This is a genomic window from Candidatus Krumholzibacteriota bacterium (assembly GCA_016931295.1).
In the GTDB taxonomy this organism is placed as follows: domain Bacteria; phylum Krumholzibacteriota; class Krumholzibacteriia; order Krumholzibacteriales; family Krumholzibacteriaceae; genus JAFGEZ01.
On record JAFGEZ010000012.1, the window covers coordinates 37,602 to 63,717 of the forward strand.

Consider the following 26,116-nt stretch of genomic DNA (forward strand, 5'->3'; position numbering starts at 1 on the left):
GCGTGAGCAGAATCTTCGACGCGCTGCGAAAGGCCGAACGCGAACGGGTGAAGCCGCCGCGCCCGCGGAAACGGCCCGCTCCCTCGCGGCCGGCTTCCGCCGAGGCGGGAGAGCACGTCTTCCTGCGGGGCCTCGACGAGCAGTTCCGCCGATCCCTGCAGAACCTCCGCAACTCGATCGATTCGGAGATGCGGAACCGCGAGTCGCGCGTGATCCTCTTCACCAGTTCCGTGGCCGGGGAGGGGACGACGACGATCGTCTCCTTTCTCGCGCGGATGCTTTCCCTCGGCGAGACCGAGCGAGTGCTCCTCGTCGATTGCGCGGTTCATCATCCCACCCTGCACAGGCTGTTCGGCATCGATAACGAACGGGGGATCGTCGATTTCCTTTCAGGCTCGGCCACCCTCGAACAGGTGACGACGTCGGTGGACGCCGACGCGCTCGATATCGTCACGGCGGGAAGCAGCGTCAGCGCGGAAATGATCCAGTCCCGCTTCAATTCCGAGATCATGCGGCGATTCGTCAAGGAGTCCGGCGAGATCTACGACTACGTCCTCATCGATTCCTCCGCCGTGCTCGAGGCGCCCGAGACGCCCATCATCGCCTCGTCGGCCGACGCCGTCGTCCTCGTCGTGCAGGCGGGGAGCACGAAGCGAGAGGTCATCAAGCGCGCGGTGCAGATGGTGGAGAAACTCGACGGCTCTTTCATCGGCACCGTACTCAACCGGAAGCAGTACCACATCCCCGAGTTCATCTACAGGCGGGTATAGATGTCCAGCGATACCGGTCCGACGGCGGAAGGATCCGTTTCGCGCCGGATCGGGATCGACCGGTTCCTCGAATCGTGCGCGGATCTCGTCGCCCGGGAAGCGGGGGAAGGCCGGCTTGCGGGCTGCTTCGTCTGCGGTTCATTCGCCACGGGCGAGGAGAGTCTCGTCGAGGACGCCGGCGACGCGATCCTTCTCTCCGACGTCGACCTGGTGGCCGTCGTGCGCGATCTCGACACCCATCGCTCGATCCTGTCCCGGAAACGATCGATCGGGGAGGCCTGCGAGGCCTTGTTGCCCGAGGTGCGGTTCGCCGGACGCGTCGACGTCGGCGTGCTCCTCGCGGACGAGATCTCGGCGCTTCCGCATTCCCCCGGCATCTACGATCTGCGCGAGCGGGGGCGGGTCCTCCTCGGTCCGCCGGAACTCCTCGAGGGGATTCCCGACCGCGATCCGGCGCGGATCGGCGGCCGCGAGGGGCTCAGGCTCGTCGAGAACCGCGTGCCGCCCCTGTTCGCCGCGCACGTGCTCGGGGAATCGACGGGCGTCGACCGCTGGCGTTTCCTCTACGCGCTCTGCCGCGTCTACACCGACATCGCAACGGCCGCCCTGTGTCTCGCGGGACGGTACGTGCCGGGGTATGCGGAGCGTTCAACCCGGTTCGGGGAGATCGCCGGCGGGAAAGTCGCGTGGAAGGAATTGCGGGAGCCGGTCGAGCGCTGGACGCGCTTCAAGATCGAGCCGGGACGCGGGATCGCGCGGGAGGCGATCGGCGACACGGGAGACGAAGAACTGTGGGACCGTGCCGCGGCGGATCTCCTTCGATTCTGGCGGCGGGCGGCCGCCTCCGTCGCCGGTCGCGACCCCGTCGAGGGGGAGAAGACGGACGTCGGCCTCATGATCGAGGAGAACAGCCTCCGGGCGCGACGTCTCACGAACGCGCGGCGTTGGGCGGCCCTGCTCCGCGGACTCGGCACGACGGACGGGCTCCGCGCCGCGGGGGCGCTCAGGGGGCGCATGCTCACCGTCGACCCGGAAGCGTTCATCCGGCTCTCGGCCCTCTCCATCCTCGACGCCCGGGTCGCCGGCGGCAAAAACGCGACGGTCGGGGGGGCGCCCGGCGGTTTTCCATTCGGCGCCGGATCGTGGGAGGAGGCGGCCCGCCTCGTCACCCGGCACTGGCACCGGCTGGTCTTCGACCGCGAGGAGGGATAGACCGATGAGGACGGTCGTCGTGATCATCGACGCGCTCGGCGCCGAGTTGGCCCGAACCCACGGGTTCGCGGTCGCCGGACTGGCGCACGGGCGGCGGCTCGAGAGCGTGCTCGGTTTCAGCCAGGCGGCGCTCACCTCGATACTCACCGGCGTCCGGCCCGATCGACACGGGCTCTGGATGATGTACGCCTTCGACGATCGTTCACCGTTCCGGTTCCTGCGGTGTTTCCCGGACGCTCTCGGCACGCGGCGGCGCATCGTCCGCCGCCTCGTCAGGTGGAAGCTCGGCGCACTCGATCGCGTCGGCGCGTACTACAGCCTCTACGACGTGCCGAAGCGCGTCCTCGGCTGCCTCGATCTCCCCGCGCGCCGGCCCCTCTTCGAGCCGGGAGGAGGGCAGGGGACGCCGACCGTGATCGATCGGGCGATCGAGCGCGGGGACCGCTGCTTCGTGCGGGACTACCGGTGTCCCGAGCTCGAGGCCTTCGACGACCTCGACCAGGCGCTCGACGCGGGACGGCACGATTTCCACCTGCTCTACACGGCGGGGCTCGACGCGGTGCTGCATCGATTCGGCACGGGGCACGAGGAGACGGCGAAGCGGCTCCGCCTGTACGAAAAGCGGCTCGGGCGGATCGTGTCGAAATGCGACCGGATGATCGTTCTCGGCGATCACGGGATGTGCGACGTCGAGCGGACGGTGGATCTCATCGCCCGGGTCGAAGCGCTCGGACTCCGGGTTCCCCGCGATGTCGTTCCGTTCTACGACGCGACGATGGCCCGCTTCCGGGTGCGCGACGCCCGCGTGCGAAGCGGGCTCGAGCAACTCCTCGGGGAACTCGGGTGCGGGCGGATCCTCGACGAGGCGGAGCAGCGCCTGCTCGGCGTCCGCTTCGAAGACGGCCGTTTCGGCGATCTCATCTTCGTCGTCGAGACGGGGACGGTGATCGAGCCGAGCTTCATGGGGCGCACGGCTCCCGCGGGGATGCACGGCTATCATCCCGCCGCGCCGTGCATGGACAGCCTGATGCTCTCGAGCGAGCTGGCCGACGGGTGCCGATCGATCACGGACGTCGCATCGCTCGTTTTGCCGGGCTTCGCCGCGGGGGGAGCGGCATGAGCGTGGAGCGCGTCGGCAGGGCGATGACGTGGAGCGTTCTCGCCAGGGTCGCGCGGTTCGCGGCCGGGCCGATCGCATACGTGGTGATCGTCCGTTCCCTGGGCGAGACCGACTGGGGGATCCTGAGCATCCTGCGGACGATCTCGTCACTCGCCCTCATCGTCGTGACGGCGGGGGGCGGCAACGCGCTGCTCCGGTTCCTGCCGCAGCTCCGGGTCACGGGAGGCGCGGGGCGCTTCATGGCGAGATTCCGGTTCGTTTTGCTCGCGCAGGCGGTCGTCTGGGGCGCGCTTCTCGGCGTCTCGCGGCTCGTCGGCGACCGGGTGGGGCGGCTCGTCGGCGCGCCGGGGGAGGGTTTCACCGGTCTCCTCCTCGTCGCGATCGGGGTCGTCATCTTCGAGGTGATGCTCCGCCTCGTGACCTCGGCGCTCCAGTCATGGTACGAGACGCGCAGGCTTGCGATTGTAACCGTAGCAGGTAATATAGCATACGTGATATTGCTCGTCTTGTTCCTCAAGTCGGGGACGGGCATCGTCGGCGTTCTGTTCGCCGGCGCCATCGTCAACCTGGCGATGAGCGTCCTGCTCGCCAGGCAGGTCTTCTCGCTCGTTTGCTCGGCGCCGGAGGCCGGGGGGGAGGCGCCCCGCGTCGGGCGGATCTTCGCCTTCTCGCTCCCCTTCGTGGCGACGGGGCTCCTCAACGAGATCGTATGGCGCCACTCCGAGGTCCTCTTCCTCGGGCATTTCGCCGGCGTCGAGGCGGCGGGGTATTTCGGGCTCGCCTACCGGACGACCCAGCAGTTTCTCGAGTTCGTGCCCCTCTCGATCTGGCCGATCGTCATGGCCGGCGTCACCGAGGCCTATGCGAAAGACCGCAACCGTCTCGCCGGGTCGATCGATCTCTACTACCGGTTGCTGTACATTCTCGTCATGCCGGTCGCCGCGCTCGGATTCGCCCTGTCGAGACCGCTCGTGCCCTTCCTCTTCGGCGAGGCGATGGCTCCGGCCGCGCAGGTAACGCAACTGTTTTTCGTTGTCTTTTCATACTCCTTTCTCTATACTCCGCTCAGCATGGCCCTGTATGTGATGGAGAAAAGCTGGCTTAACATGCTGACCTTCGCCATGCTCGCCGCGGTGAACATCGGTCTCGATCTCGTGTTCATTCCGAGGATCGGGATCGACGGCGCCCTGCTCTCGGTCGCGCTCGTGCTCGCGCTCAGCGTGGCCGTATTCGGCGTCGTCGTCAAGCGGGTCAGGCCCGATATCCGGATCCCGTTCGGGTTCGTGCTCCGCTGCTACGCGGCGTGCCTGCCGACGGCCCTCATCGCGCTGACCTCGTCCCGCTGGCACTCGGTTCCCGCGCTCGCGATCCAGGCGCTCGCCGGAATCGTGCTGCTCTATGCGGGGTTCAGGGCGATGCGGGTCATCGGGGCGAGGGAGAAGGAGATGATCGCCAGGCTGCCCATACCGTTCAAGGGACGTTTGATCGCACTCTTCTAGACGAGGACAGGACATGTATCGCGACAAGACCATTTCAGTCGTCATCCCCTGCTACAACGAAGAGGAAGGCGTGGCGCGCGTCATCGCGTCGCTGCCGCCGTCGATCGACGAGGTCGTCGTCGTCGACAACAACTCGACGGACCGCACGGCGGCCGTCGCCAGAGAACTCGGCGCGCGGGTCGTCTTCGAGGCCCGGAAGGGCTACGGGGCCGCCTACAAGGCGGGATTGCCGACCGTTACCGGTGACATAACGGTCACGATGGACGGCGACGGCACCTACCCGGTCGAGCAGATCGAGGAATGCATCGACCATCTCCTCGATCGGGAGCTCGATTTCGTCTCGGCCTCCCGTTTCCCGCTGAAGGACCCTTCGGCGATGAACTCCTCGAACCAGGCGGGGAACTGGATCCTCACCGCCGGGACGGCGCTGCTCTTTTTGCGGCCGATCCGCGATTCGCAGTCGGGGATGTGGATCTACCGGAGCCCGATCTATCCCGAACTGCGTGTGAAGAGCGACGGGATGCCCTTCTCCGAGGAGATCAAGATCGCCGCCATCCGGCACCCGCGGCTCCGATTCGACGAATACCACGTCAATTACCATCCGCGTATCGGCGAGGTGAAGCTCGACAAGTGGCGCGACGGGCTCCTCAACCTGTGCTATCTCGTCAAGCTGAGGTTCACCCCCCGGTGATCCGTCCCGTAAAGGAGATCGGATGTTCAAGAACCTCCTCCTCATCGTGCTGACCGTTTGTCTGAACACGACGGGGCAGTTCCTGATGAAGGCGGGCATCAACAGGATCGGCAAGATCGATCTGCACAACCTCGTCGATTCCTTCGGACGCGTCGTCGTGTCCCCCTTCGTCCTCGGGGGATTCGGCACGTACGCGATCAGCGCCGTGCTCTGGATCATCATCCTGTCCCGGACGGAACTCGGCTGGGCCTTTCCCATGGTGAGCCTCTCGTACGTGATCACCGTTCTCGTCGGGCCGGTCCTGCTGAACGAGACCTTCTCCTACCAGCGTTTCATCGGCGTGCTCGTCATCTGCGTCGGAGTCTATCTCGTCAGCCGGACCTGACACACGCGCACCGGGAGGATGACGCCGTGAAGAGCAGGCCGGTCTTTCCCCTCGTCAACGCGGTACTGCTGGGGATCTCGGCGCTGACCGGGCTGCGGATCCTGCCCGGTCCCGGATGGGTCGGCGTGCTCCTCGCCTTCTACGCGCTCGTCGTGCTGCCGGGGATCCTTCTCCACCGCCTGATCTTCCGCAGGTCGGTTTTTTCGCTCGACGGTATGGGGACGGCCATGTCGTTCGGACTGGCCGTTCCGGCGACGATCGCGCTCGCCGGGTTCATCCCCGGTGTCGGATTCGGCGTTCTCGCCGTCGCCGCTTCGGGCGCCACGCTCTGTTTGCTGCTGCTCGACCGCCGATCGAGCGATCGGCGGCGCGGAACGGCGACGGAGCTCGTCGGCGTCTTCGCCGGCGGGGATCGTCTGGGGAGCGGGGAACGGTCCGCAAGGTTTCTCCTCGTCGCGCTGATCTTCGCGGCGTGCGCCGTTTTCTTCCAGGGAACGGGGGAACTCGGCGCGGGAAGCGACGGTCCCGATCATGTCTCCTTCGTTCGCCGCGCCATCGAGACGGGAAATCCCTTTCCCGGGGATTCCTTCTTTCGCGAGGGGGACGGCGTCGTTCCCGACGCCCGGAAGGGGCTCTGGCACGGCGCGATGGCGATCTGGGCAAAGCAGGCCGACGCCGATCCCGTCCTGCTCTGGCGGGCAGCTCCTGCGGCGCTCGCGGCATGCCACCTGATCCTCTTCCTCTTCTTCGCGCGCGCCGTCACTGGATCGGCGCTCCTCTCGTTGCTTGCCGCGGTCTTCTTCCTCGTCTTCTATCGCGGCGAGGGGTTCGTCTGGCTCACGAAGGCGGCATTCAGCCGCAATGTCGCGCAGGCGATGCTCTGGGGCGCGGCCGGAAACGCGATCCTGTTCCTCCGGGGCGGCGACCGCCGTCGCCTCGCCGCGGCGGCATTCGTTTCCGTCGCCGGGTGCGCAGTCCACCTGATCTTCGCCCCGCTGCTCGGGATGTTCCTTCTCGGACTCGCCGTGCACGCACTGCGGCGCGGCGGCGGGGGAGGGGCGAGGCGGCGGGTCGTCGAGACCGCGGCCGTCCTTCTCCTCGCAGCGTCGGTTGCGACGGCGGTCCGGCTGATACGGACCTTTTCTTTCGGCAACGAGATCCATGCGCACATGCAGGGCATGCTCCTGCTCGGCGGCGGTCTCGTCGTCCTCGATCCGGTCGAGCTTTTGTCCCGGATGCACGCAGTCTTCTTCTTCGTCGTCGCCGGGGCGATCTTCCTCGCGCCGCCCTTCACCTCCCGGAAAAACGTCTCTCTCGCGTCGGCCCTCTTCTGGCCGCCGGTGATCTTCGTCCTCTTTCCCCCGACGGCGACCCTTCTCGAGAGGATCCTCGGGTATCTCCACTACCGTATCCTCTACGCGGCGCCGGTGATGTGCATGCTGGCGATCGTTCTCGCACGGCTCGCGGGGATCGTCCTGGCCGGAACGCGGGGGAAAAGCGGATCGGGACGGATCGCCGGGCGGGTCGCCGCCCTCGCGGCGCTCGTTTTCTTCGCCGCTGTCCCGCTCAGGTTCGGCCTGAAGGACGCGGTCTCCGCGGTCCGGGAGATGCCTAAGGCATCGGAAACGCCGGCGGCCGGGGAGCAAATCGCGGATCTCCTGCGCGGTCACGGCCGGCCGGGCTCCGTCGTCATCTCCGATCCGAGGACATCGTACCTGATATCGGCCTACACCGATCTCTTCGTCGCGACGATCGACGGGCAGCACGGTTCGCCGGCCGACACGGCGGCGGCAACCCGTTTACGCGAGACGCGGGACCTGTTCTCGCCCTTCGTGCCGATCGCGGCGAGCGTGCCCTGGCTTCGCGCGACCGGCGCGGATCTCCTCCTCCTCGATACGGGGATGCCGGCCGATTTCTTCGGCACGATGCCGGCGACCGGCGCCGGCCCCGTGCTCGAGAAGATGCGCCGATGCGCCCTGTTCGACGAGATCGACCGGCGAAACGGACTCGTCCTCTTCGACCTGCGTCTGGACGGCGGGCTCTCCGCCGCCGACTCGGCGAGCGTCCTTCGCGCCGATCGCGGCGATGCGTGTCCCGAGGGAAGCGTCCGGGGCGGGGCGGCGGCGGTCGGCGAGACGATCCGTCTCGAGGGTATCTGCCTGGAGCGGTCGACGGTCGCCCCCGGGGACACCCTGCGGGGAACCTTCCTCTGGTCGATCGGAGAGCCCGTGTTCTTCGGTTTGCCGATCGCCTGGACGCTCCGGCTCGACGCCCCCGAGTCGCGGGGGACGTGGCATCGTCCATGGTACGGAAAGCAGTACCGGCGGATCGTCGAGCGGCGTGACGGTCGTTTTCGCCGCGCGACCTTTTCCGGACTCGTCGGGGCGGCCGGCCTCCGGCCGGACGGATGGGAGACGGGGAGTCCCGCCTACCGCGAGGCATTCGCCGTGTTCCTCCCTTCGTCGATGGCGGCGGGAGAGTGGACGATGCGGGTGACCGTGAGGCGGGTGCCCTACATGGACAACCGGACGATCGCAGACTACCTGCGGAGCGAGGACTCCTTCCACGGCGCTGTCGTCGGTGCGATCGTCGTCGGGTTGGAAGGCGGGATCGAGGGGGGAGAAGCCGATGCTCCCTGAGTCGCCGGCGGATCGGTCGACGATCCTCCTCTTCTCCGATGCGCCCTATGCCGGCGGCGCGGAACGCTACCTGTCGCTCCTTGCCGGGGGACTCGACCGGGCCCGCTTCGATCCCGCGCTCGTCATCGCCTCGAGGGGGCGGCTCGACGCTCTCCGGCGCGACGCCGAACAAGCGGGCGTGGCCGTGCACGAGACGGGGCCGGTCGATTCCGCGCGCGGTCTCTCCGCGTTCCGCCGGCTGACAAGGCGGCTTTGCCCGGCGATCCTCCATCTCAACCTGCCCGGACCGTTCAACGCCGCCTGCGGTCTCGTCGCCCCGGTCGGCCGGCTCTCGGGCGCGCGTCACGTCGTCTCGACCGAGCACCTGCCGATGGTGCCCTCCTTCGCCAGGGCGCGCCTGCTCCGGGGCATCGGGGGCCGCTTCATCGAACGCGTCCTCACGGTGAGCGAGGACAACCGGGGCCACCTCGCGCGGATCCATCGCGTCGATCCCGCCCGGGTGCGCGTCGTTCGCATCGGCGTCCCCGATCCGGGCCCCGTGTCGCCGGCGGGCTTGAGAAAGCAAACGGGGATCGGGTCGAGCGCCTTCGTTCTCATCGCCGTGGGGGCGCTCGAGGAGCGGAAGGGACATCGACACGCGATCGACGCCCTCGGCCTGCTGCCGGGAGATGTGCACCTCTTCGTCGCCGGGAGCGGGGAAGCTCGCGAGAAACTCTCCGCGCGCGCGGCGGCGGCGGGTGTCGCCGGACGCGTTCATTTCCTCGGGCAGCGAACCGACGTTTCGTCGCTTCTCGCCGACGCGGACTGCCTCGTCCTCTCGAGCGAGCTCGAGGCGACGCCCTACGTCATCGTGGAGGCGATGGCGGCGGGTCTTCCCGTGGTCGCGAGCGGCATCTTCGGCATCCCCGAGCTCGTGGAGGAAGGCGTGACGGGCCTGCTCGTGCCGCCGGGCGACCCGGCCGCGATCGCAAGAGCGATCGCGGCGCTCGCCGCGGACCCCGCCATCCGCCGGCGCATGGGGGCGGCGGCGAGGCGGCGATACGAGGAGCGATTCACGCTGGAGCGATTCGTCGCCGAGACCGTCGCCGTCTACCGGGAACTGCTCGATGCGACGAAGGGGGGGGACGCGTGAAGATACTGCTCGCCCTCTCCTGGGCTCCGTGGCCCGTCAGGCGGGGAACCGACCGGCTCATGATGAACCTCGCCGGGGGACTCGCAAAAGGCCACGAGGTCTTCCTCGTCACGATGGCGCTCGATCGGGCGGGGCTCCGCGAGGTGGAGGATGCGGCCCAGACTGGCGTGCGCGTCAGGGCGATCCTCGCGCCGAATCGCCGGAGCGCGCTCCACCGTGCAGCCTACCGCGTCCGCAACGCCGCGCTGCGCCGGCTTGCCCGCGTGCCGCGGCAGACCCTCTACGCGGCGCCTCCCGCGTTCCTCGATGCCGTCAGGAGGACGGCACGCGTGGAGGCGATCGATGCCGTCATCGCGTCCTACTGGCACCTGTACCGGCTGGCGGGGACGACCGGCGCCCCGATCGAGGCCTTGTTGACCCATGACATCGATTTCCGCGTACACGAGGAACGCATCGCCCGGGGGCTGTCGACGTTGCCTCCGGGGGAGGCGGAACGGCGCGAGCGCATCGAACGGGAGGCGTATCGCCGGTACCGGCGGATCGTCACCGTCACACCGCGCGACGCGGAGACGCTCAAGGAACTCGACGAGACGCGCGGCGCGACGATCCTGCCGCTGCCGCTCGCGATGGATCTCGACCGGTTCCGCCCCGGCGGTGGGCGGCGGGAGACGGACACGATCCTTCTCCTCGGCTCCTTCGACGCCGATTTCAACCGCGACGCCCTCTCCTTCTTCGCGCGGGACGTGCTGCCGATCGTGCGGCGAACGAGGCCGACTGCGCGTCTTCTCGTCGTGGGGCACCACGCAAACGGCGACCTGCGGCGCGAAGCCGGCGGGGGCGTCGAGTTCGCCGGGGGCGTACCCGATATCCGCTTGCATCTCGCCTCGTGCGCGCTCATGGTCTTGCCGCTCCGATTCGGCGGCGGGGTGCGCATCCGGATGATGGAAGCGGCGGCGATGGGAACGCCCGTCGTGAGCACAGGGATCGGCGTCGGCGGCATGGGACTCGTGCCGGGGCGGGAATACCTCGAGGCAAACGATCCGGCGGCGATGGCGGAGGCCGTTGTCTCGTTGCTCGATGACGGCGATCTCGCCGCGCGCATCGGCCTCGGCGCCAGGAACTGGGCCGAGCGGACGATCTCGATGGCCGATTATCCCGAACGGCTCGACCGGATGCTCGACCGACTCTCGGAGAACCGTCCCGGCGATCGCGCGTAGTTTTCCCGGTGGTCGCGGACGCCGCGTCGACAGAGCGGCCGGTTCGTCAGTTTCCGATCCGGCGCGACACGTCGACCCGCGGCATGTAATCGTCTACCGGGGGGAAGTTGTCGAGGTTGCGGCCGATCGCCGCCTCGAGGAAGGCGTTCGTCCACCGGAAGATGTCGTACCGACGGACTGCAAGGCGAAGCCGCTGCATCCGTTCCTTCCGCTCGTCGGCGGGCATGGTGAAGGCACGGTGGATCGCGGCGGCGACCTCCTCGATATGATAGGGATTGACGAGTATCGCCCCCTTCTGGAGCTGGGCGGCCGCGCCGGCGAATTCGGAGAGGATCAGGACGCCCTTGCCCTCGATGCTGGCCGCGCAGTACTCCTTGGCGACGAGGTTCATCCCGTCCTTGATGGGAGTGATGAGGGCGATCTCCGCGGTGCGGTAATACGCGAAAAGCTCCGTCTTCTCGAGGGGACGGTGGATGTAGTGGATCGGGACCCAGCCCGAGCTCGTGTACCGGCCGTTGATGTCGCTCACGAGCTGCTCGATCTCGATCTTCAGCTCCTGATAGCGCGGGATGGAGCGCCTGCTCGGAACGACGACCTGGACGAGCGTGACCTTCCGGTGGAACTCGGGATGCGACTGGAGGAACCGGTCGAACGCCTTCAGGCGCAGGGGGATCCCCTTCGTGTAATCGAGCCGGTCGATACCGAGGATGATCTTGCCGTTCGGGATGTACTCGTGTATGTACCACGCCTCGTCGGCCACCGTCCGGGAATCGGCGATCCCCTCGAAGGCGCGATAGTCGATCCCGATGGGAAAGGCCCCGACGCGGATACGGTGCTTGCCGAAACGGATCTCCTGCACCTGGCCGGCGCCGCGGACGCTGACCCCGTCGACGAGCGAGCGGACGCAGTTGATGAAGTTGCGGCGGTCGCGGAGGGTCTGGAACCCGATGAGGTCGTAGTCGAGGACGGCGCGGAGGAGCTCGGTCCGCCAGGGGAACTTGAGGAAGATGTCGAGGGGCGGGAAGGGGATGTGCAGGAAGAAGCCGAGGCTGGAGCGGACGCCGCGTGCGCGGAGTTCCTCGGCGACGGTGAAGAGGTGGTAGTCGTGCACCCAGATGAAGTCGTTCTGGCGGGTGTGCTCGGCGATCGCCGCGGCGAACTTCCGGTTGACTTCCCGGTAGATCTCCCAGTACGCGGGATCGAAATCACACATCGACTGCAGGTCGTGGAACAGGGGCCAGATCACCTGGTTCGCCATGCCGGCGTAGAAGCCGTCGATCTCCTCGCTGGTGAGGTCGACCGTCTTCATCGTGTAGCCCGCGCTGCGGGACGCTTCCTCGACGATGGCCGCGATCTCCCCGTTGCCCTGCGCCCCGGGCCAGCCGATCCACATCCCGCCGCGGTCCCGCAGCACGGGGGCGAGGGCCGTCACGAGCCCCCCGGAACCCTCGTGGACGACCCATGCCGTGCCGGTGCGCTCCAGCACGAAGGGGAGCCGGTTCGATATCATCACAACCCGCTTGATGTCGGCGCCCATGGCGTCATCCTTCCGTCTCACGAAGCCATCGTTCCAGGAATGCGAGAAGCCCCTCCGGCGGCGTGATGCGCGCGGCCGCTGCCGTCCGCCGGTTCGTCCGGGAGACGAGGATGCCCGTTCCGCGCCCCCGTATCGCCTCGAAGGCGTCCTCGTCGGTGAGGTCGTCCCCGAGAAAACAGGCGAACGCCTGACGGTTCTCGGCGAGGAGCGTCGAGACGGCGGTTCCCTTGTCGCGTCCGGGCGGGCGTATCTCGATTCCCCCGTCGAAGGGGCGCAAACAAAGGCCTCGCAGGTCGGCGATCCGCCGCCAGGCAGGCTCCACGTCTCGTTGCAGTCGTTCGATCGTTTCGTCGGGCGCGCCGCGCCAGTGCAGCGCGACACCGGCGGGCTTCGTCTCGCAGCGATCGCGGAAACCCGCCTTCCCGGCCGCGTCGAGCGCCTCCTCGAGTCCGGCGGCCGCGCGGGCGTCGAGCGAGGGCGGCTCGTACCTGCCGTCGGCAAGCAGGCGTTCCCATCCGTGGCTTCCCCACACCTCCGGGCGGCGCCCGGTGCCGAGGAGCGACACGAGCGAATCGACGCCGCGTCCCGTGATGACGACGGTGCGGCATCTCCCGGCGGCGAGAAGCCGGTCGATCAGTTCCGTCACGCCTGGCCAGGGAACGGCGCGGTCCCGGTCGACGACGAAGGGAGCGAGGGTGCCGTCGTAGTCGAGCATCAGCAGCCGCCTGTCCGCGCGGGCGAGTTCCGCGAAGAACCGGTCGGGATCGAATGCGGGATCGAGGATATCCATATCATGGGCGCCCGCGGCTGGCGGGCGCCTATTCGAGCACGATACGCTCGCCGGCGCCCCGGATGAGAGTCACCATCGTGGTGAGGTATTCGCGGAGGTGCCGGGTAAGCAGGAAGTTCTCCCTGACGAAACGGTGCGCCTTCCCGCCCATCGCCTCGAGACGGTCGCGGTGGCAGAGGAGATATCTCGCGCGAAGGGCTGCTCCCTCGGGGGTGTTGACGAGGAACCCGGTGTGGTGATCGAAGACCTGGATCCGGATGCCTCCGGTGTCGCCGCCGATCACCGGTTTCCCCTTCCACATCGCCTCGGTCACGGTGAGCCCGAAACCCTCCCTGATCGATTTCTGCAGGACGATGTCCGCGCCGCGCTGTAGCGCGTTGATCTGGCGGTGCGCGTCCGCGGGGAGGACGAGGACGTGGATGTCGGCGTCCCCCTCGGCGGCGGCCCGCACCTCGTCGAGGACCTCCTGCGATTCCGGATCGTCCGTGGCCTCGCCGCCGGCGAGGGCGAGCTGGACGGTCGGCAGGAAATTCTTCGTGAGACGGTAGGCGCGTATCACGCCGACGGGATCCTTGAACCGGTCGTAGCGCGAGACCTGGAGCATCAGGGGGCGCTCGACGTCGATTCCCAGCGAGAGGAGCGTCGTCTGGACCTCCGTGTCCTTCAGGTCGATGTTCTTCTCGGACAGGGGGTCGATGCTCGGAGGGATCAGGTACTCGAGATGCGGGAGGGGCTGCGCGAACGCGGCGAGCGAGAAGACGCTCGCGTCGTAACCGGCGATGAACGGCCGGAGGTACTTCCACACAGAACGGTTCGGGCGGCTCGCGTCGATGTGGCACCGCCAGATCCATTTCCCCGTGCGCGATTCGAAGTGGCGGAGCAGCGGCGCCGGCTGGGGATCGTGGATGAAGACGATGTCCGCCTTCTCGAGGACGGGGCGGAGGGTGTCGGCGTTCGCCGCGTTCACCTCCTCGTAGATCTTCAGCATCCGTTTCGGCACGTCGACGCGATCTCCCTGGAGCGCGTTGTGGAAGCTCTTCGTCACGGAGAAGAAATCCTGGTTCCCCTCGATGACCTCCCACGAGACGTCGATCCCGAGCTCCCGTTTCAGGGGGACGAGCTTCGCGAGGATCTCGGCGACGCCGCCGCCCTTCTTCGTCGAGTTCACGTGAACGACGCGTATGCCCCGCAGGGGCTCGACGAGCTGGTGAAGGTGGTCGATAACGTCCCAGCCGACGATGTCGGCGTATTGTTCGAGCATCGAGGTCATCGCGATCGCTCCCCGAACCGGCCGGCGAAGATGCCGGCGAGCTGCTGGCGCAACTCGGTGAGTGTGCCGAAGTAGGGGTCGACGTTTCCGAGGAGGCCGCAGAGATCGCGGTACCGGTCCTCGAAGCCGTAGAGCCACGAGCTGAAGTCGTCGATGTTGCCGAATGTGCGCCGGCGGGCGTCGATGAAATGGTAGAAGATGCTGCTTCGGCTCATGGACGGGACGACTACGGCGAGTTCCTCCGGCTCGTGGATGACCTTGCGGGTGTCGAAGACGACGATCTGCGAGGTGATGAAATGGAACTCCGCGTCCGGACGCGTCCAGGAAATCGTCTCGATCTCGTCCATGCGGGCCTCGAGGATGTCGACGATCGCCAGGCGGAGTTCCTCCAGGTCGGGAAGCCGCGCCGGGTCGATCGTCCCGAGACGCTCGGCGAGCACCTTGTCGTGCAGGGCGTGCCGGGCCCACGAGGCGAAGTCGTTGTAGTACTCGGGATCGTCGAAGCGGGCCTTGAGCAGTCCGCTCCAGAAGTGGTAGTAGATGCATCCGGAATCTATGTCCCGTACGATATTCCGGAGTTCCTTGAGATTCTGCGCGCGGATCCCCGTCGCGATCGCGGCGAGCGCGCAGTCCTTGATCTCGAAGGAGGCATGTCCGGTGTCCGTCGTATCCATCCGTCAGCTCCTGCTCCGGGGAATGAGGCGGAACGAGCGCGAGGAGATCGAAACCCTTCCGGATCGCCGTCCCGGAACGGGCCCGATACGCCGCAATACTAATGGAAACGCCGGGGGCGTTCAACTATAATAACCCGGTCGCTCGCCGAAACACACGAGGAGGACGTTCATGAAGGGGATCATTCTCGCGGGGGGGCTCGGCACGAGGCTCATGCCGCTGACCCGGATCACCAACAAGCACCTGTTGCCCGTCTACGACAAACCGATGGTCTTCTACCCGATCCAGGCGCTGATAAACGCGGGGATCCGCGACATCCTCATCGTGACCGGCGGGAACAACGCGGGCGATTTCCTCAGGCTCCTCGGGAACGGAAAGGATTTCGGGCTCGAGCACATCGACTACACGTACCAGGAGGGCGAGGGGGGGATCGCCGAGGCGCTCCGTCTCGCCGAGTATTTCGCCGGGGGAGAACGCATCTGCGTCGTCCTTGGCGACAATATCATCGAGAAGAACATCCGCCGCGCCGTCGAATCCTATCTCCGGCAACCCTCCGGGGCGAAGATCCTCCTCAAAGAGGTCCCCGATCCGGAGCGGTTCGGCGTGCCCCTGCTCGACGGCGAACGCGTGGTGCGGATCGAGGAGAAGCCGTCCGAGCCGGCGTCCAGCTACGCGGTGACCGGCATCTACATGTACGACGAGCGCGTCTTCGAGATCATCAAAACCCTCGAGCCGTCCGATCGCGGCGAGCTCGAGATCACTGACGTCAACAACGCCTACATCGAGCGGGGGGAACTCACCTGGGACGTTCTCGACGGATGGTGGACGGACGCGGGCACCTTCGACTCGCTGCTCAAGGCGAACCGGCTCGTCGCCGAGACGGGGGCGAACCTGCTCGATTGATGCCCCGCGACGTTCAGCCGGCGAAGGTCTCCCGGACGTATTCCTCGAGCGCCTCCTGCCAGGGGCGCGGCTCGGGAACGCCGAGAAGGCGGAAGTTGTAGTTGTCGAGCGCTTCCATGCGCGGCCGCGGGGCGGGCATCGCGAAATCCGCGGCACGGCAGGGGACGAGACGGCTGTTCCGGATCCCCGCGGCGTCGAGAATGACGCGCGTCTCGTCGAGACGGCTCGCCACACCCGGATTCACCAGGTGGTAGGTCCCGAAGAGTCCGCTCTCGATGAAGTCGAAGATCGCACGGGCCAGGTCGACGGTATAGGTCGGCGAACCGAAGAGGTCGTCGACGACGCGAAGCTCCTCGCCGGCACGCGCCTTCCGGACGATCTTCGCGACGAACTTCTTGTCCTCCGGCCCGCCGCCGAATACCCAGCACGTGTTGAAGATGAAGAAGCGGTCGAGCAGGCTCCGCACCTCGAGCTCGCCGCGGTGCTTGGAGCGGCCGTAGACGTTGACGGGGGCGGGGTCGTCGTACTCCGTGTACGGCGTCGGCTTGTCGCCGGCGTAGATCGATCCCGTGCTCACGTAGACCATGACCGCGCCGCACCGGCGGCACGCGAGGGAGACGTGGCGGGTGCCGAGGGCGTTCGTCCTGTAGGCCTCGTCGGGGTCGGTTTCGCAGTTGTCGACGTCGGTCATCGCCGCGAGGTGGAGAACGAATCGCGGTTTCGCGCCGCAGATCTCCTCGATGATCGTGTCGAAATCGCGGACGTCCGTCTCGCGCAGGTCCCGCGGGTAGACCTCGTAGCGGCCGGAGAAGAGGGAAACGACCGCCCGCCCGAGCATTCCCCGCGCTCCCGTCACGTATATCCTGTCCATCGATCTCCTCTTTCCGTCAACCGTCCCTGCGGTTCCAGTCGTAGGGGATGTCGCCGCCGTGCGGCGGGTAGCGGAACTCGTCCGGTTCCTCGTAGTCGTACGGCTCGGTGACCGTGTTGATGACGACCGCCTCGGTGTCGCTGATGCACTTGAATCCGTGGCAAACGCCGGGGGGTATCGTCACGCGGACGGGATTGAAGACCCCGGCGAAGAATTCGTTTATCTCGCCATGGGTCGCAGAGTCCTCGCGATCGTCGTAGAGGACGATCTTCATCATCCCGCGGACGACGACCATGTTGTCCCACTGCTTCCGGTGGAAGTGCCATCCCTTCACCACGCCGGGATAGGCGGTGGTCATGTAGACCTGGCCGAACCGGATGAAATCCTCCTCGTCGCAACGCACCATTTCCATCAGACGTCCGCGCTCGTCCGGAATGACGCGCAATCGCTTGACCTTGACACCCTCTATCATGGGTCCTTCCTTTGTTCGTGACAACGGGGACGATGCGCCCGCAATACTAGCCGAACGGCCCGATGCTGTCAACTCGGCGGCCGGCCGGCGGGGAACCCGGTCATCCTCTTTCGCCACCGGCCGCGATGGCGGCAAGGTGCGGTTCGAGGAACCGCGAGAAGACCGAGCGCCACGAGAGGTCGCGGACGGGCGCGGACGGCCGGGTGGGCGAGGCCCGGAAACGCGCGAAGACGGCGGGCAGGTCGGCGGCGCCCTCGACGCGGGCGAATCCCCGCCCCGATTCGACGATGTCCGGCAAGGCGACGATGGGGGTTGCCGCGACGGGAAGCCCGCAGGCGGCCGCCTCGATGACCGAGATGGGGCATTCGAGCGCGCCGCGGGGAGCGAGGACGGGGAAAAGGTAGCAATCGGCGAGCTGGTAGAGCTCGTGCATGTCAGGAAGGTATTCGTCGATCACGATCACCCCGGCGCGGCGGAGCCGTGACGCCCAGCCGGCCTCGGTCCCGCCGGACTTGACGACAGGCAGGATATCCGATCCCCAGTCGCGCCATCGCAGGAAGACCTGCAGGTTGCGGCTCTCCTTCACATGCCCGACATGCAGGACGATCCACCGGTCGGCCGGCAGGTCGTACTTGCGGCGAAGCGCCGCCTTGCGCGCCGGCTCGACGGGGACGAAAACCGCGTCGTCGCACCCGGGCAGGACGACGTCGTTCGGCACGCCGATCCCGTCGAGGGCGCTCCGCAGGCCGGGAACCGGCGTGAAGACCTTTTCAGGCCGGGCGAAACGGGAGATCGTCGCGTGCAGGGCCCCGATACGACGGTCCTGGAGGGCGAAGACGAACAGGGGCGAGCCGGCGGCGGCTCGGAGGAGGAGCCCCCGGATCAAACCGGGCGGCGTGAGCCCGGACGACGGAAGGTAGAGGACGAGATCGAATCGCTCCTGGCGCAGGATTTGAACGAGGCCCCGGGAGAGGAACGTCCGCCGCGAGAGGAGGCGGAGCGAGCGGAACCCGTCTTCCGACTCGCCCAGGGCGTGCACGACGGTCAAATCGTGCCGCGCGGCGAGCCAGCGGCAGAGGTGCCTCGTGAAGACGAGCGATCCCTCCTCGGGAGTCGCGGTGATTTCTTCGCTTGCGAGCAGGATCCTCATGAGCTTTCGATCCCCGCCTGGTCGTTGCCCGACGGCAGACTATCCCGTATGTCGAACCGAATACAACGAAAAAAGACCTCTGGTCGAGGCGGAAGCGCCGTTCGGGCCCGCCGGAAAAAGGGGGATAGCGCCTATAGTGCAAATATGTTATAATCGTTGGGATTGAGTCAGGGGTCAACATCGGGAGCTTGCTGTATGAAGAATATTCCGTTTTTCAGCCTTGCGGAACAGACCCGCGGGATCCGGAGTGAGGTCGACGCGGCGATCGCCGGGGTCGTCGACAACACGGCGTTCGTTCTCGGACCGACGCTCGAGCAATTCGAGAAGGATTTCGCCGCGTATTGCGGCACGACGCACTGCGCGGGGGCGAGTTGCGGGACGACCGCGCTCCAGCTGGCGCTTCTCGCCGCCGGGATCGGTCCCGGCGACGAGGTGATCACCGTCGCGAACACCTTCATCGCGACCGTCGAGGCGATTGCGATGATCGGAGCGAAACCGGTCATCGTCGACGTTCTCGAGAGCACGGCCCTCATCGATCCGGCGCTGATCGAGTCGGCTCTCACGCCGAAGACGAAGGCGATCATACCGGTGCATCTCTTCGGGCAGACATGCGACATGGATGCGATCATGTCGATCGCCGAAGGGAAGGGGATCGTCGTCATCGAGGACTCGTGCCAGGCGCACGGGGCCATGTACCGCGGGCGAAGGGCGGGCTCGCTCGGCCATGCGGGCGCCTTCTCCTTCTATCCGAGCAAGAATCTCGGGGCCTTCGGCGAGGGCGGAGCGATCACGACGAGCGACGAGCGCATCGTCTCCCGCGTGAAGGGGCTGCGGCATCACGGACAGTTCCGGAAGAACGAGCACGCCGAGCTGGGATACAACTACCGGTTGCATTCGCTGCAGGCCGCGATCCTCGGCGTCAAGCTCGCTCATCTCGACGAATGGAACGGCAAGCGGCGCGAGCTCGCCGCCAGGTACCGGGCGGCCCTCGGCGAGGCCGGTTTCTGGATGCCGGAGGAAGCCGACGGCTGCACGCCGGTCTATCACCTGTTCCCGATAGCGCGCGAGGACAGGGATGCGATCGGTCGGGCGCTGACCGACGAGGGCATCGGGTGGGGACAGCATTATCCGGTGCCGGTGCATCTGCAGCCGGCATTCCATCATCTGGGTTACGGGGAGAGGGACTTCCCCGTCTCGGAGCGATTGATGAGGACGAGTCTCACGCTGCCGATGTTCCCGGAATTGACGGGGGAAGAGGTCGACCGGGTCTGCGAGGTGCTCGTCAAGCTCTGACGTCGCCGGCCGGGTCACGAACGAGGAGGGGGATACAGGTAAACGGTTAACGGCATAAGCAGAAGAGGGTCCTCGAGGCGGGAAGTGAAGCGATGAGGAAGTTATCACTCGCCCTGGACAACAGCGACAAGGTTCGGCAGCGCACGGGAACCTTCGCGGGAGACGACCGTCTGAGCGTTCGCGAACGAAGCGCGTTGGAACGTTTCGTCAAGCGTATGCTCGATTTCGTTGCATCGGCGGTCCTTCTCGTCGTTGGATTTCCGTTCTTTCTCGCCATCGCCCTGCTGATCAGGCTGACGTCGAGCGGCCCCGTGTTCTTCAGGCAAAAACGGATAGGGGAGCATGGGGAGGAGTTTACCCTTTTCAAATTCCGCACGATGCGCACGGATTGCGATGACGCCTCTCATCGCGAATTCGCGCGCGATTTCATTCTCGGCCGGATGGACGATTCTCCCCTTGACGGTAGCGAAACCTCGGTTTATAAAATCACGAACGACCCACGGGTCACCGCGATCGGATCGTTCCTGCGGAAGACGAGTCTCGACGAACTGCCGCAGTTCATAAACATCCTGAGAGGAGAGATGTCGATCGTCGGGCCGAGACCGCCGCTGGCATACGAATACGACTGCTACGAGGATTGGCACAAGTTGCGACTGGCGGTGAGGCCGGGGCTGACCGGCCTGTGGCAGGTGAGCGGGCGGAGCACGGTCCCGTTCCACGAGATGGTGATGCTCGATCTGTACTATATCGAGAACTGGACGTTGCTCCTCGATCTCAAGATCATGCTGCGTACCGTGCCGGTCATGCTGACCGGGGCGGGGGGATTCTAACCGGTTGGAGGAACAGTGCTCACAGTAGGTGTAATCGGCTGCGGATACTGGGGTCCGAACCTCATCAGGAACTTCAACGCTCTCGCCGACAGCACGGTCAGGACCTGCGCCGATCTGGACGAGAATCGCCTCGCCCACATGAAGCAGCTCTATCCGTCGATCGGAACCACGACGGATTACCGGGAGATCATCGCCGATCCGGAGATCGACGCGGTCGTCATCGCGACGCCCGTATCGTCGCACTATCCGATCGCCGTCGAGGCGATCGAGGCGGGCAAGCACGTCTTCGTGGAGAAACCGCTCGTGAAGTCGATCGAGGAGGGCGAGAAGCTCGTGCGCCTCGCCGCCGAGAAGAAGCGATTCCTCATGGTCGGGCACACCTTCGTCTTCACGTCCGCCGTCAACAAGATCAAGGATTTGATAAAGTCCGGCGAACTGGGAGACATCTACTACATCCAGACGACCCGCGTGAACCTCGGTCTGTTCCAGGAGGACATCAACGTCGTCTGGGACCTGGCCCCGCACGACGTCTCCATCTTCAACTACATCCTCGATTCGCGGCCCATCTCCGTCTCGGCGACGGGGCATTCGTACATCCAGCCGTCGATCCAGGACGTGGCCTTCGTCAACATACGGTACCCCGGGCAGGTGCTCGCCAACATCGAGGTGTCGTGGCTCAATCCCAACAAGATCCGGAAGACGACGGTCGTCGGATCGAAGAAGATGCTCGTCTACGACGACATCTCCCAGCTCGAGAAGATCAGGATCTACGACAAGGGCGTCACGGTCACGCCGCACTACGATTCCTTCGGCGAGTTCCAGCTCTCCTACCGCTACGGCGACATCCGGATACCGAAGCTCAACGGGGCCGAGCCGCTCAAGATGGAGTGCCAGCACTTCGTCGATTGCGTCGAGGGCCGGGCGGAACCGATCAGCAGCGGCGTCAACGGGCTGGAAGTCCTTCTCGCGCTCAACGCCGCCGACCGGTCGATGGCCGCGCGCGGGGCGGAGTTCGAGATCGCCTACCCGAAGCTGGAAGGATGATCCATGGAGAACGCGCATGAATCCCGGCGCCTGGGACTGGTGCGTCTCGGGTCGGACGCCAGCATCGACCCGGCGGCGATCGTCGGTTATCTCTCCCCGCGGCGGGGCGTGAGCGAGGAACTCGTCATCGGCGCGAACGCGCGCATCCGGAGCGGAACGGTCGTCTACGCGGGCTCCACGATCGGCGCCGGGCTGGAAACGGGCCACAACGTCGTCATCAGGGAACAGAACGAGATCGGTGACGCCTTCAACATCTGGAACAACTCGGTCGTCGACTACGGGTGCCGCATCGGCTCGAACGTCAAGATACACTGCAATATCTACGTCGCGCAGTTCACCGTCATCGAGGACGGCGTATTCATGGCGCCCGGCGTGACGATCGCGAACGACATCCATCCCGGCTGCCCCGGATCGGGCGAGTGCATGAGGGGGCCGGTGCTGAAGCGCGGCTGCCGCATCGGCGTGAACGTGACGATCGTCCCCTACGTGACGATCGGAGAGGGGACGCTGGTGGGCAGCGGGTCCGTCGTGACGAAGGATCTGCCGCCCGGCGTCCTCGCCTACGGGAATCCCGCGCGCGTCCACGCGAAACTCGAGGATCTCCGCTGCAAGCAGGGAAGGCGGGAAGGACCCTATATCTGAGGACGAAGATGCATCCGTCCGACGGTGGCAGAACGGTATTCTTCCTGTCATCCACCCTCGTCACCGGGGGAGCCGAGCGGATCGTGGCGGCCCTGGCGACGAAACTGCCGGCGCGGGGATTCCGGACGGTCTCGCTCTGCCTCCGCGAGCGGGGGCCCGTCGGGGAATCGATCGCCCGGGCGGGGATCGAGACCCGCGACCGCCTCGCAAGCTGCCGGTACGATCCACTGTCGCCGGTCCGCGTCGCGAAACGCCTGCGAAAGGACCGGCACGGGATACTCTACGCGCTCGACCATCACGACGCACTGCTCTGCGGCGCGGCGGCCGGGCTCCTCGCGGGGCTCCGGCATCGCGTCATGCCCCTGCACTCGACCGGGTTGTGGGGCAGGAAGGGCTCGCTGAACCTGAGCGACCGCCTGGCGCTTCCCTTCTACGAGCGGGTGGTGGCGCTGGCCGGGACCCATGCGGCATGGATCGCAGAACGGGAGGGCGTCGATCCCCGGCGGATCGCCGTCGTCAACAACGGCGTCGACACCGGACGCTTCCATCCGGCGGAGCCGGGGGAGCGAAACAGGACGCGCCGCGAGCTCGGGATCGACGCGGACGCATTCGTCATCGTCGTCGTCGCGAAGCTCAGGCCCGAGAAGAACCACGCCATGCTGCTCGACGTCGTCGCCGGGTTGCGTGGCCTGATCCCCGGGCTCATCCTTCTCGTCGCCGGGTCGGGCAAGGAGGAGGCGCGGCTCCGCGCGCGGGCCGATGCCGCAGGACTCGGGGCGGCGGTGCGTTTCCTCGGGCTCAGGGAGGACGTGCCGCGCATCCTCCGGGCGTCGGACGTCTCCGTGCTGCCGTCGCACCCGGTCGTCGAGACCTTTCCGCTCTCGGTCCTCGAATCGATGGCCTCGGGCCTTCCGGTGGTCGCGACGCGGGTCGGATCGATCGCGGAGATGGTCGAGGACGGCGAGGAGGGATTCCTCGTCGATCCGGGCGACGAGGCGGGGCTTCGCGGCGCGATCGCCCGCCTCGCGGACGGGGACCTGCGAACGGTGATCGGCATCCGGGCGCGCGAACGGGCCGTTTCCCGTTTCTCGGAAGAACGCATGATCGATGAGTACGCCCGGCTGTTCGGCCGCCTGGTCGCCGGGGAAAGGAGCCGACGATGACCCTCCCGGTCGATGCCGTCGTTGCGGTCACCTACCGCTGCGACTCCCATTGCAACATGTGCAATATCTGGCAGCTGCCGCCGGGGCCGGAACTCGAACCGGCGATGTTCGGGCGATTGCCCCGCACGCTCCGGGATGTCAACATCACGGGCGGGGAGCCGTTTCTCCGCGATGACATCGTCGATATCGTCCGCGTCGTCGACGAGCGGTGCCGCGGCCCTCGGATCGTGATCTCGACGAACGGCTTCCAGAAACGGCGCATCCTGCACGCCGCGCCCGCCCTGATGAGTATCGGCCGCAACGTCGGCATCGCCGTCTCGCTCGACGGGATCGGTGAAACGCACGACGAGATACGAGGCGTCGAGGGGGGGTTCGAGAAGGTCGTCGAGACGCTGACGGGACTCAGGACGATCGGCTACCGAAACGTGCGCGTCGCGTTCACGGCGCAGCGGGGAAACGTCGAGCATCTCGGCGCCGTGTACGACCTGTCGCGGCAGTTCGGCTACCAGTTCACCGCGTCGGTCGCGCAGAATTCCGAATTCTACTTCTCGACCGACGAGAACCAGCGCGTCGAGCCGGGATCGCTCGAATCGGAACTCAGGTACGTCATGCGGAAGGAATTGCTCTCCCTCAGCCCGAAACGCTGGTTGCGGGCGTATTTCTACGCGGGGGTCGAGCGGTTCAACGTGAAGAGGGAGCGGCTGCTCGGTTGCCTCGCCGGGAGGGAATCGGTCTTCGTCGATCCCGAGGGAAAGGTCTATCCGTGCCTGACCCTGAACCGGGAGATGGGAAATCTCGCCGAACGGGACTTCGAGGAGATCTGGGAGAGCGACAGCGCTCGCGAGGCGAGGGCGGCGGTCGATTCCTGCCGCCTGCCGTGCTGGATGATCTGTACGGCGCGCACCTCGATGCGGCGGACACCCCTGCGCCCGATCGGCTGGATACTCGCCTCGTGGGGGAGGATCGCCACGGGGCGTTTCCCCCGCGAATCGGCCTGAAGAAGCCATGAACAACCGCGCACGTCTGTCGATAGCGATGATCGGGGCGAAGGGGCTCCCGGCCCTCTTCGGCGGGATCGAACGCCACGTGGAGGAGATCGGCCTGCGGCTCGCCGACCGGGGGCACCGCGTCGTCGTGTTCGGCAGGCGTCCGTTCGGCGCGGTCGACGGGCATCGCGGCATGGAGCTCCGCGTTCTTCCGTCGATCCCCACGAAGAATCTGGAGACGGCAACGAACGCGTTCGCGGCGAGCCTGGCCGCGGCCGTCGGTCCCTATGACATCGTGCACTACCACGGGATCGGCCCGTCACTCTTCTGCCCGATACCCCGGATCGCGGGCCGGCGGACCGTGGCGACGATCCATGCCCTCGATTACCGCCAGTCGAAGTGGGGCAGGGCTGCGAAATTCCTGCTACGGCGGGGCGAAGCGGTCGCCGCGACGCGGGCGGACGCGGTGATCGCCGTCTCGCGGATCATTGCGCAACTCGTCCGGGACCGGTACAAACGGACCGCGGATTACGTTCCAAACGGGACCACCCTCAGGGAAACCCCGCCGTTTCGCGAGGCGGCCGCGATGAGGATCGAGCCCGGGCGCTACATCCTGAGCGTGGGGCGCTTCATCGTCGAGCGGGGCTTCCATACGCTCATCGAGGCATTCTCGGCCGTCGAGACAGACTGCCGCCTCGTCATCGTCGGCGACGAGCGCTTCGAGAGGCGCTACGCCGCGCGCCTGCGGGCATGCGCAGACGACCGCGTACTCTTTCCCGGTTTCATCTCGGGCCCGCTCCTCGACGAGCTCTACGGCCATTGCGCCCTCTACGTGCTCCCGTCCCTCGTCGAGGGATTGCCGATATCCCTGATCGAGGCGATGGGCTATTCCCGTCCCCTTCTCGCGAGCGACATTCCGGAGAACGTCGAGGTCGCCGGCGGGATCGCCGCCTTTTTCCGCCGGGGGGACGCGACCGACCTCGCGCGGGCCCTCGGGGAACTCCTCGCGATGCCCGTGGACGAGCGGCTGGCGACGGGCGCGTCAGGGCGATCGCGCGTCGCCGAGCGCTACGACTGGGACCGTATCGCCGATCAGATCGAGGAGATCTATTATCGCGTCGCACAGCCCTCCTCCTGAGGCGACCGGCCGCCGCCCGGGGCAATTTTCGTTGACACTTGGCCGCTCCATCTGATAGGTAGACCGTGTCGGTACGCGTTTTGCAGGCGGGAGGCGATACGATGAGACTATCGGGTCGGGGAAGAGCGGGGATCGCGACGGTCGCCGTCATGTTCCTTCTCATGGCGGGATGCACGCGTTCCGAACGGGCAGGCCGCGTGGAGACGAGACCGGAACCGGACACCCGGGCGTCGACGATCCCGCTCGACGGCGTCGACGAGGCCGCGGACGCGCCGGCCCCGGCGGCGAAGCCCTACGATCTCGAGGCGGAGATGCCGGTCGAGGATACGCTCGCCGTCGCGCCGGAAGAGGACATCGAGTTCGAGCGCGTCGATACGACGAGCGTCCGCGTGGAGGAGGCGGCAACCGGGACGGCGGTCCCCGAGGCCTTCGCCCTCGGGTACCGGGTACAGGTGTTCGCCTCCCGCGAACTGGCTGCGGCGAAGGCCGTGAAGGAAAGAATCGTGGCCGAGGGCGACCTCGCGACATATATAGAGTATGAAGACGGATTGTACAAGGTCCGGGTCGGGGATTTCGAGAGCAGGGACGCGGCCGCGGCCGCGCGCGTGGCGCTCGGGGACCGGTACCCGGACTGCTGGATCGTGCAGACGACCGTTCGCAGGTGACGCCTGCTGCCGGAAGGAGTACAGC

At 66.7% G+C, this 26,116-nt stretch carries 25 protein-coding genes; 18 read left to right on the plus strand and 7 right to left on the minus strand.

Translation table 11 applies throughout. The features are described 5' to 3' along the window. Positions 1-2: 2 nt before the first annotated feature. From JW876_03700 to JW876_03740, 9 genes are read left to right on the plus strand one after another with little or no spacing between them, the layout of a single operon-like run. Positions 3-770 carry a CpsD/CapB family tyrosine-protein kinase gene (locus JW876_03700; GenBank protein MBN1884617.1) on the plus strand — a complete coding sequence of 256 codons (768 nt, stop codon included), beginning with the start codon at positions 3-5 and terminating at the stop codon, positions 768-770. Continuing rightward, positions 771-1,982, plus strand: a complete 1,212-nt coding sequence (locus JW876_03705; GenBank protein MBN1884618.1) for a hypothetical protein — start codon at positions 771-773, stop codon at positions 1,980-1,982. A gap of 4 nt (positions 1,983-1,986) precedes the next feature. Next, positions 1,987-3,102, plus strand: coding sequence for an alkaline phosphatase family protein (locus JW876_03710; protein MBN1884619.1), 1,116 nt, complete (start codon positions 1,987-1,989; stop codon positions 3,100-3,102). Then, positions 3,099-4,601: a polysaccharide biosynthesis C-terminal domain-containing protein gene (locus tag JW876_03715; GenBank protein MBN1884620.1), complete on the plus strand. Its 1,503-nt coding sequence runs from the start codon at positions 3,099-3,101 to the stop codon at positions 4,599-4,601. The genes JW876_03710 and JW876_03715 overlap by 4 nt, the downstream gene beginning before the upstream one ends. Before the next feature lie 13 nt (positions 4,602-4,614). Continuing rightward, a complete protein-coding gene (locus tag JW876_03720; protein ID MBN1884621.1) occupies positions 4,615-5,292 on the plus strand; it encodes a glycosyltransferase family 2 protein in 678 nt (225 codons plus the stop codon). Positions 5,293-5,314: 22 nt separating this feature from the next. After that, positions 5,315-5,677: an EamA family transporter gene (locus JW876_03725; protein ID MBN1884622.1), complete on the plus strand. Its 363-nt coding sequence runs from the start codon at positions 5,315-5,317 to the stop codon at positions 5,675-5,677. Positions 5,678-5,703: 26 nt separating this feature from the next. Further along, positions 5,704-8,316: a hypothetical protein gene (locus JW876_03730; protein MBN1884623.1), complete on the plus strand. Its 2,613-nt coding sequence runs from the start codon at positions 5,704-5,706 to the stop codon at positions 8,314-8,316. Further along, complete coding sequence (locus tag JW876_03735) at positions 8,306-9,448, plus strand: glycosyltransferase (GenBank protein MBN1884624.1); 1,143 nt, start codon at positions 8,306-8,308, stop codon at positions 9,446-9,448. Before JW876_03730 ends, JW876_03735 begins: the two co-directional genes overlap by 11 nt. Continuing rightward, positions 9,445-10,665, plus strand: a complete 1,221-nt coding sequence (locus JW876_03740; GenBank protein MBN1884625.1) for a glycosyltransferase — start codon at positions 9,445-9,447, stop codon at positions 10,663-10,665. The genes JW876_03735 and JW876_03740 overlap by 4 nt, the downstream gene beginning before the upstream one ends. Before the next feature lie 46 nt (positions 10,666-10,711). On the opposite strand, the gene JW876_03745 is transcribed toward JW876_03740, so the two are convergent. From JW876_03745 to JW876_03760, 4 genes are read right to left on the minus strand one after another with little or no spacing between them, the layout of a single operon-like run. Beyond that, positions 10,712-12,202: a trehalose-6-phosphate synthase gene (locus JW876_03745; GenBank protein MBN1884626.1), complete on the minus strand. Its 1,491-nt coding sequence runs from the start codon at positions 12,200-12,202 to the stop codon at positions 10,712-10,714. Between the two features lie 4 nt (positions 12,203-12,206). After that, positions 12,207-12,992: a trehalose-phosphatase gene (gene otsB / locus JW876_03750; protein MBN1884627.1), complete on the minus strand. Its 786-nt coding sequence runs from the start codon at positions 12,990-12,992 to the stop codon at positions 12,207-12,209. Positions 12,993-13,020: 28 nt separating this feature from the next. After that, on the minus strand, positions 13,021-14,262 hold the full coding sequence (locus JW876_03755) for a glycosyltransferase (protein MBN1884628.1): 1,242 nt from the start codon (positions 14,260-14,262) through the stop codon (positions 13,021-13,023). After that, complete coding sequence (locus JW876_03760; protein MBN1884629.1) at positions 14,259-14,936, minus strand: hypothetical protein; 678 nt, start codon at positions 14,934-14,936, stop codon at positions 14,259-14,261. The genes JW876_03755 and JW876_03760 overlap by 4 nt, the downstream gene beginning before the upstream one ends. A 169-nt stretch (positions 14,937-15,105) precedes the next feature. On the opposite strand from JW876_03760, the gene JW876_03765 reads away from it, so the two are divergent. After that, positions 15,106-15,837 (plus strand): NTP transferase domain-containing protein, encoded by a 732-nt coding sequence (locus JW876_03765; GenBank protein MBN1884630.1) that lies wholly within the window; start codon positions 15,106-15,108, stop codon positions 15,835-15,837. A 13-nt stretch (positions 15,838-15,850) separates the two neighbouring features. Here JW876_03765 and rfbD read toward each other — a convergent pair whose 3' ends face one another. From rfbD to JW876_03780, 3 genes are all read right to left on the minus strand, one after another. After that, positions 15,851-16,708 (minus strand): dTDP-4-dehydrorhamnose reductase, encoded by an 858-nt coding sequence (gene rfbD / locus JW876_03770; GenBank protein MBN1884631.1) that lies wholly within the window; start codon positions 16,706-16,708, stop codon positions 15,851-15,853. Positions 16,709-16,724: 16 nt separating this feature from the next. Beyond that, positions 16,725-17,180: a dTDP-4-dehydrorhamnose 3,5-epimerase family protein gene (locus tag JW876_03775; protein MBN1884632.1), complete on the minus strand. Its 456-nt coding sequence runs from the start codon at positions 17,178-17,180 to the stop codon at positions 16,725-16,727. Positions 17,181-17,280: 100 nt separating this feature from the next. Continuing rightward, positions 17,281-18,330, minus strand: coding sequence for a glycosyltransferase (locus JW876_03780; protein ID MBN1884633.1), 1,050 nt, complete (start codon positions 18,328-18,330; stop codon positions 17,281-17,283). A 195-nt stretch (positions 18,331-18,525) separates the two neighbouring features. Between JW876_03780 and JW876_03785 the strand changes: the two genes are divergently transcribed. The 8 genes from JW876_03785 to JW876_03820 all read left to right on the plus strand — a co-directional run bounded on the left by JW876_03785 (position 18,526) and on the right by JW876_03820 (position 26,091). Then, a complete protein-coding gene (locus JW876_03785) occupies positions 18,526-19,623 on the plus strand; it encodes a DegT/DnrJ/EryC1/StrS family aminotransferase (GenBank protein ID MBN1884634.1) in 1,098 nt (365 codons plus the stop codon). Positions 19,624-19,715: 92 nt separating this feature from the next. Beyond that, a complete protein-coding gene (locus JW876_03790; GenBank protein ID MBN1884635.1) occupies positions 19,716-20,453 on the plus strand; it encodes a sugar transferase in 738 nt (245 codons plus the stop codon). A gap of 15 nt (positions 20,454-20,468) precedes the next feature. Continuing rightward, positions 20,469-21,497, plus strand: a complete 1,029-nt coding sequence (locus tag JW876_03795) for a Gfo/Idh/MocA family oxidoreductase (GenBank protein MBN1884636.1) — start codon at positions 20,469-20,471, stop codon at positions 21,495-21,497. Between the two features lie 3 nt (positions 21,498-21,500). Then, positions 21,501-22,139 (plus strand): N-acetyltransferase, encoded by a 639-nt coding sequence (locus tag JW876_03800; protein ID MBN1884637.1) that lies wholly within the window; start codon positions 21,501-21,503, stop codon positions 22,137-22,139. Positions 22,140-22,147: 8 nt separating this feature from the next. Next, the gene (locus tag JW876_03805; protein MBN1884638.1) at positions 22,148-23,302 is read left to right on the plus strand and encodes a glycosyltransferase; all 1,155 of its coding nucleotides are present in this window, start codon (positions 22,148-22,150) and stop codon (positions 23,300-23,302) included. Then, positions 23,299-24,300, plus strand: coding sequence for a radical SAM protein (locus JW876_03810; protein ID MBN1884639.1), 1,002 nt, complete (start codon positions 23,299-23,301; stop codon positions 24,298-24,300). Before JW876_03805 ends, JW876_03810 begins: the two co-directional genes overlap by 4 nt. Positions 24,301-24,307: 7 nt before the next feature. Then, on the plus strand, positions 24,308-25,426 hold the full coding sequence (locus tag JW876_03815; protein MBN1884640.1) for a glycosyltransferase family 4 protein: 1,119 nt from the start codon (positions 24,308-24,310) through the stop codon (positions 25,424-25,426). A 101-nt stretch (positions 25,427-25,527) separates the two neighbouring features. Then, on the plus strand, positions 25,528-26,091 hold the full coding sequence (locus tag JW876_03820; GenBank protein MBN1884641.1) for an SPOR domain-containing protein: 564 nt from the start codon (positions 25,528-25,530) through the stop codon (positions 26,089-26,091). The last annotated feature ends 25 nt before the right edge of the window (positions 26,092-26,116 follow it).

Coding starts and splice junctions, on each gene's coding strand:
- JW876_03725 (MBN1884622.1), top strand. CDS start 5,315: ATGTTCAAGAACCTCCTCCTCATCGTGCTGACCGTTTGTCTGAACACG.
- JW876_03765 (MBN1884630.1), top strand. CDS start 15,106: ATGAAGGGGATCATTCTCGCGGGGGGGCTCGGCACGAGGCTCATGCCG.
- JW876_03785 (MBN1884634.1), top strand. CDS start 18,526: ATGAAGAATATTCCGTTTTTCAGCCTTGCGGAACAGACCCGCGGGATC.
- JW876_03710 (MBN1884619.1), top strand. CDS start 1,987: ATGAGGACGGTCGTCGTGATCATCGACGCGCTCGGCGCCGAGTTGGCC.
- JW876_03760 (MBN1884629.1), bottom strand. CDS start 14,936: ATGGATACGACGGACACCGGACATGCCTCCTTCGAGATCAAGGACTGC.
- JW876_03720 (MBN1884621.1), top strand. CDS start 4,615: ATGTATCGCGACAAGACCATTTCAGTCGTCATCCCCTGCTACAACGAA.
- JW876_03820 (MBN1884641.1), top strand. CDS start 25,528: ATGAGACTATCGGGTCGGGGAAGAGCGGGGATCGCGACGGTCGCCGTC.
- JW876_03810 (MBN1884639.1), top strand. CDS start 23,299: ATGACCCTCCCGGTCGATGCCGTCGTTGCGGTCACCTACCGCTGCGAC.
- JW876_03775 (MBN1884632.1), bottom strand. CDS start 17,180: ATGATAGAGGGTGTCAAGGTCAAGCGATTGCGCGTCATTCCGGACGAG.
- JW876_03715 (MBN1884620.1), top strand. CDS start 3,099: ATGAGCGTGGAGCGCGTCGGCAGGGCGATGACGTGGAGCGTTCTCGCC.
- JW876_03745 (MBN1884626.1), bottom strand. CDS start 12,202: ATGGGCGCCGACATCAAGCGGGTTGTGATGATATCGAACCGGCTCCCC.
- JW876_03735 (MBN1884624.1), top strand. CDS start 8,306: ATGCTCCCTGAGTCGCCGGCGGATCGGTCGACGATCCTCCTCTTCTCC.
- JW876_03755 (MBN1884628.1), bottom strand. CDS start 14,262: ATGACCTCGATGCTCGAACAATACGCCGACATCGTCGGCTGGGACGTT.
- otsB (MBN1884627.1), bottom strand. CDS start 12,992: ATGGATATCCTCGATCCCGCATTCGATCCCGACCGGTTCTTCGCGGAA.
- JW876_03790 (MBN1884635.1), top strand. CDS start 19,716: ATGAGGAAGTTATCACTCGCCCTGGACAACAGCGACAAGGTTCGGCAG.
- JW876_03780 (MBN1884633.1), bottom strand. CDS start 18,330: ATGAGGATCCTGCTCGCAAGCGAAGAAATCACCGCGACTCCCGAGGAG.
- rfbD (MBN1884631.1), bottom strand. CDS start 16,708: ATGGACAGGATATACGTGACGGGAGCGCGGGGAATGCTCGGGCGGGCG.
- JW876_03800 (MBN1884637.1), top strand. CDS start 21,501: ATGGAGAACGCGCATGAATCCCGGCGCCTGGGACTGGTGCGTCTCGGG.
- JW876_03705 (MBN1884618.1), top strand. CDS start 771: ATGTCCAGCGATACCGGTCCGACGGCGGAAGGATCCGTTTCGCGCCGG.
- JW876_03805 (MBN1884638.1), top strand. CDS start 22,148: ATGCATCCGTCCGACGGTGGCAGAACGGTATTCTTCCTGTCATCCACC.
- JW876_03815 (MBN1884640.1), top strand. CDS start 24,308: ATGAACAACCGCGCACGTCTGTCGATAGCGATGATCGGGGCGAAGGGG.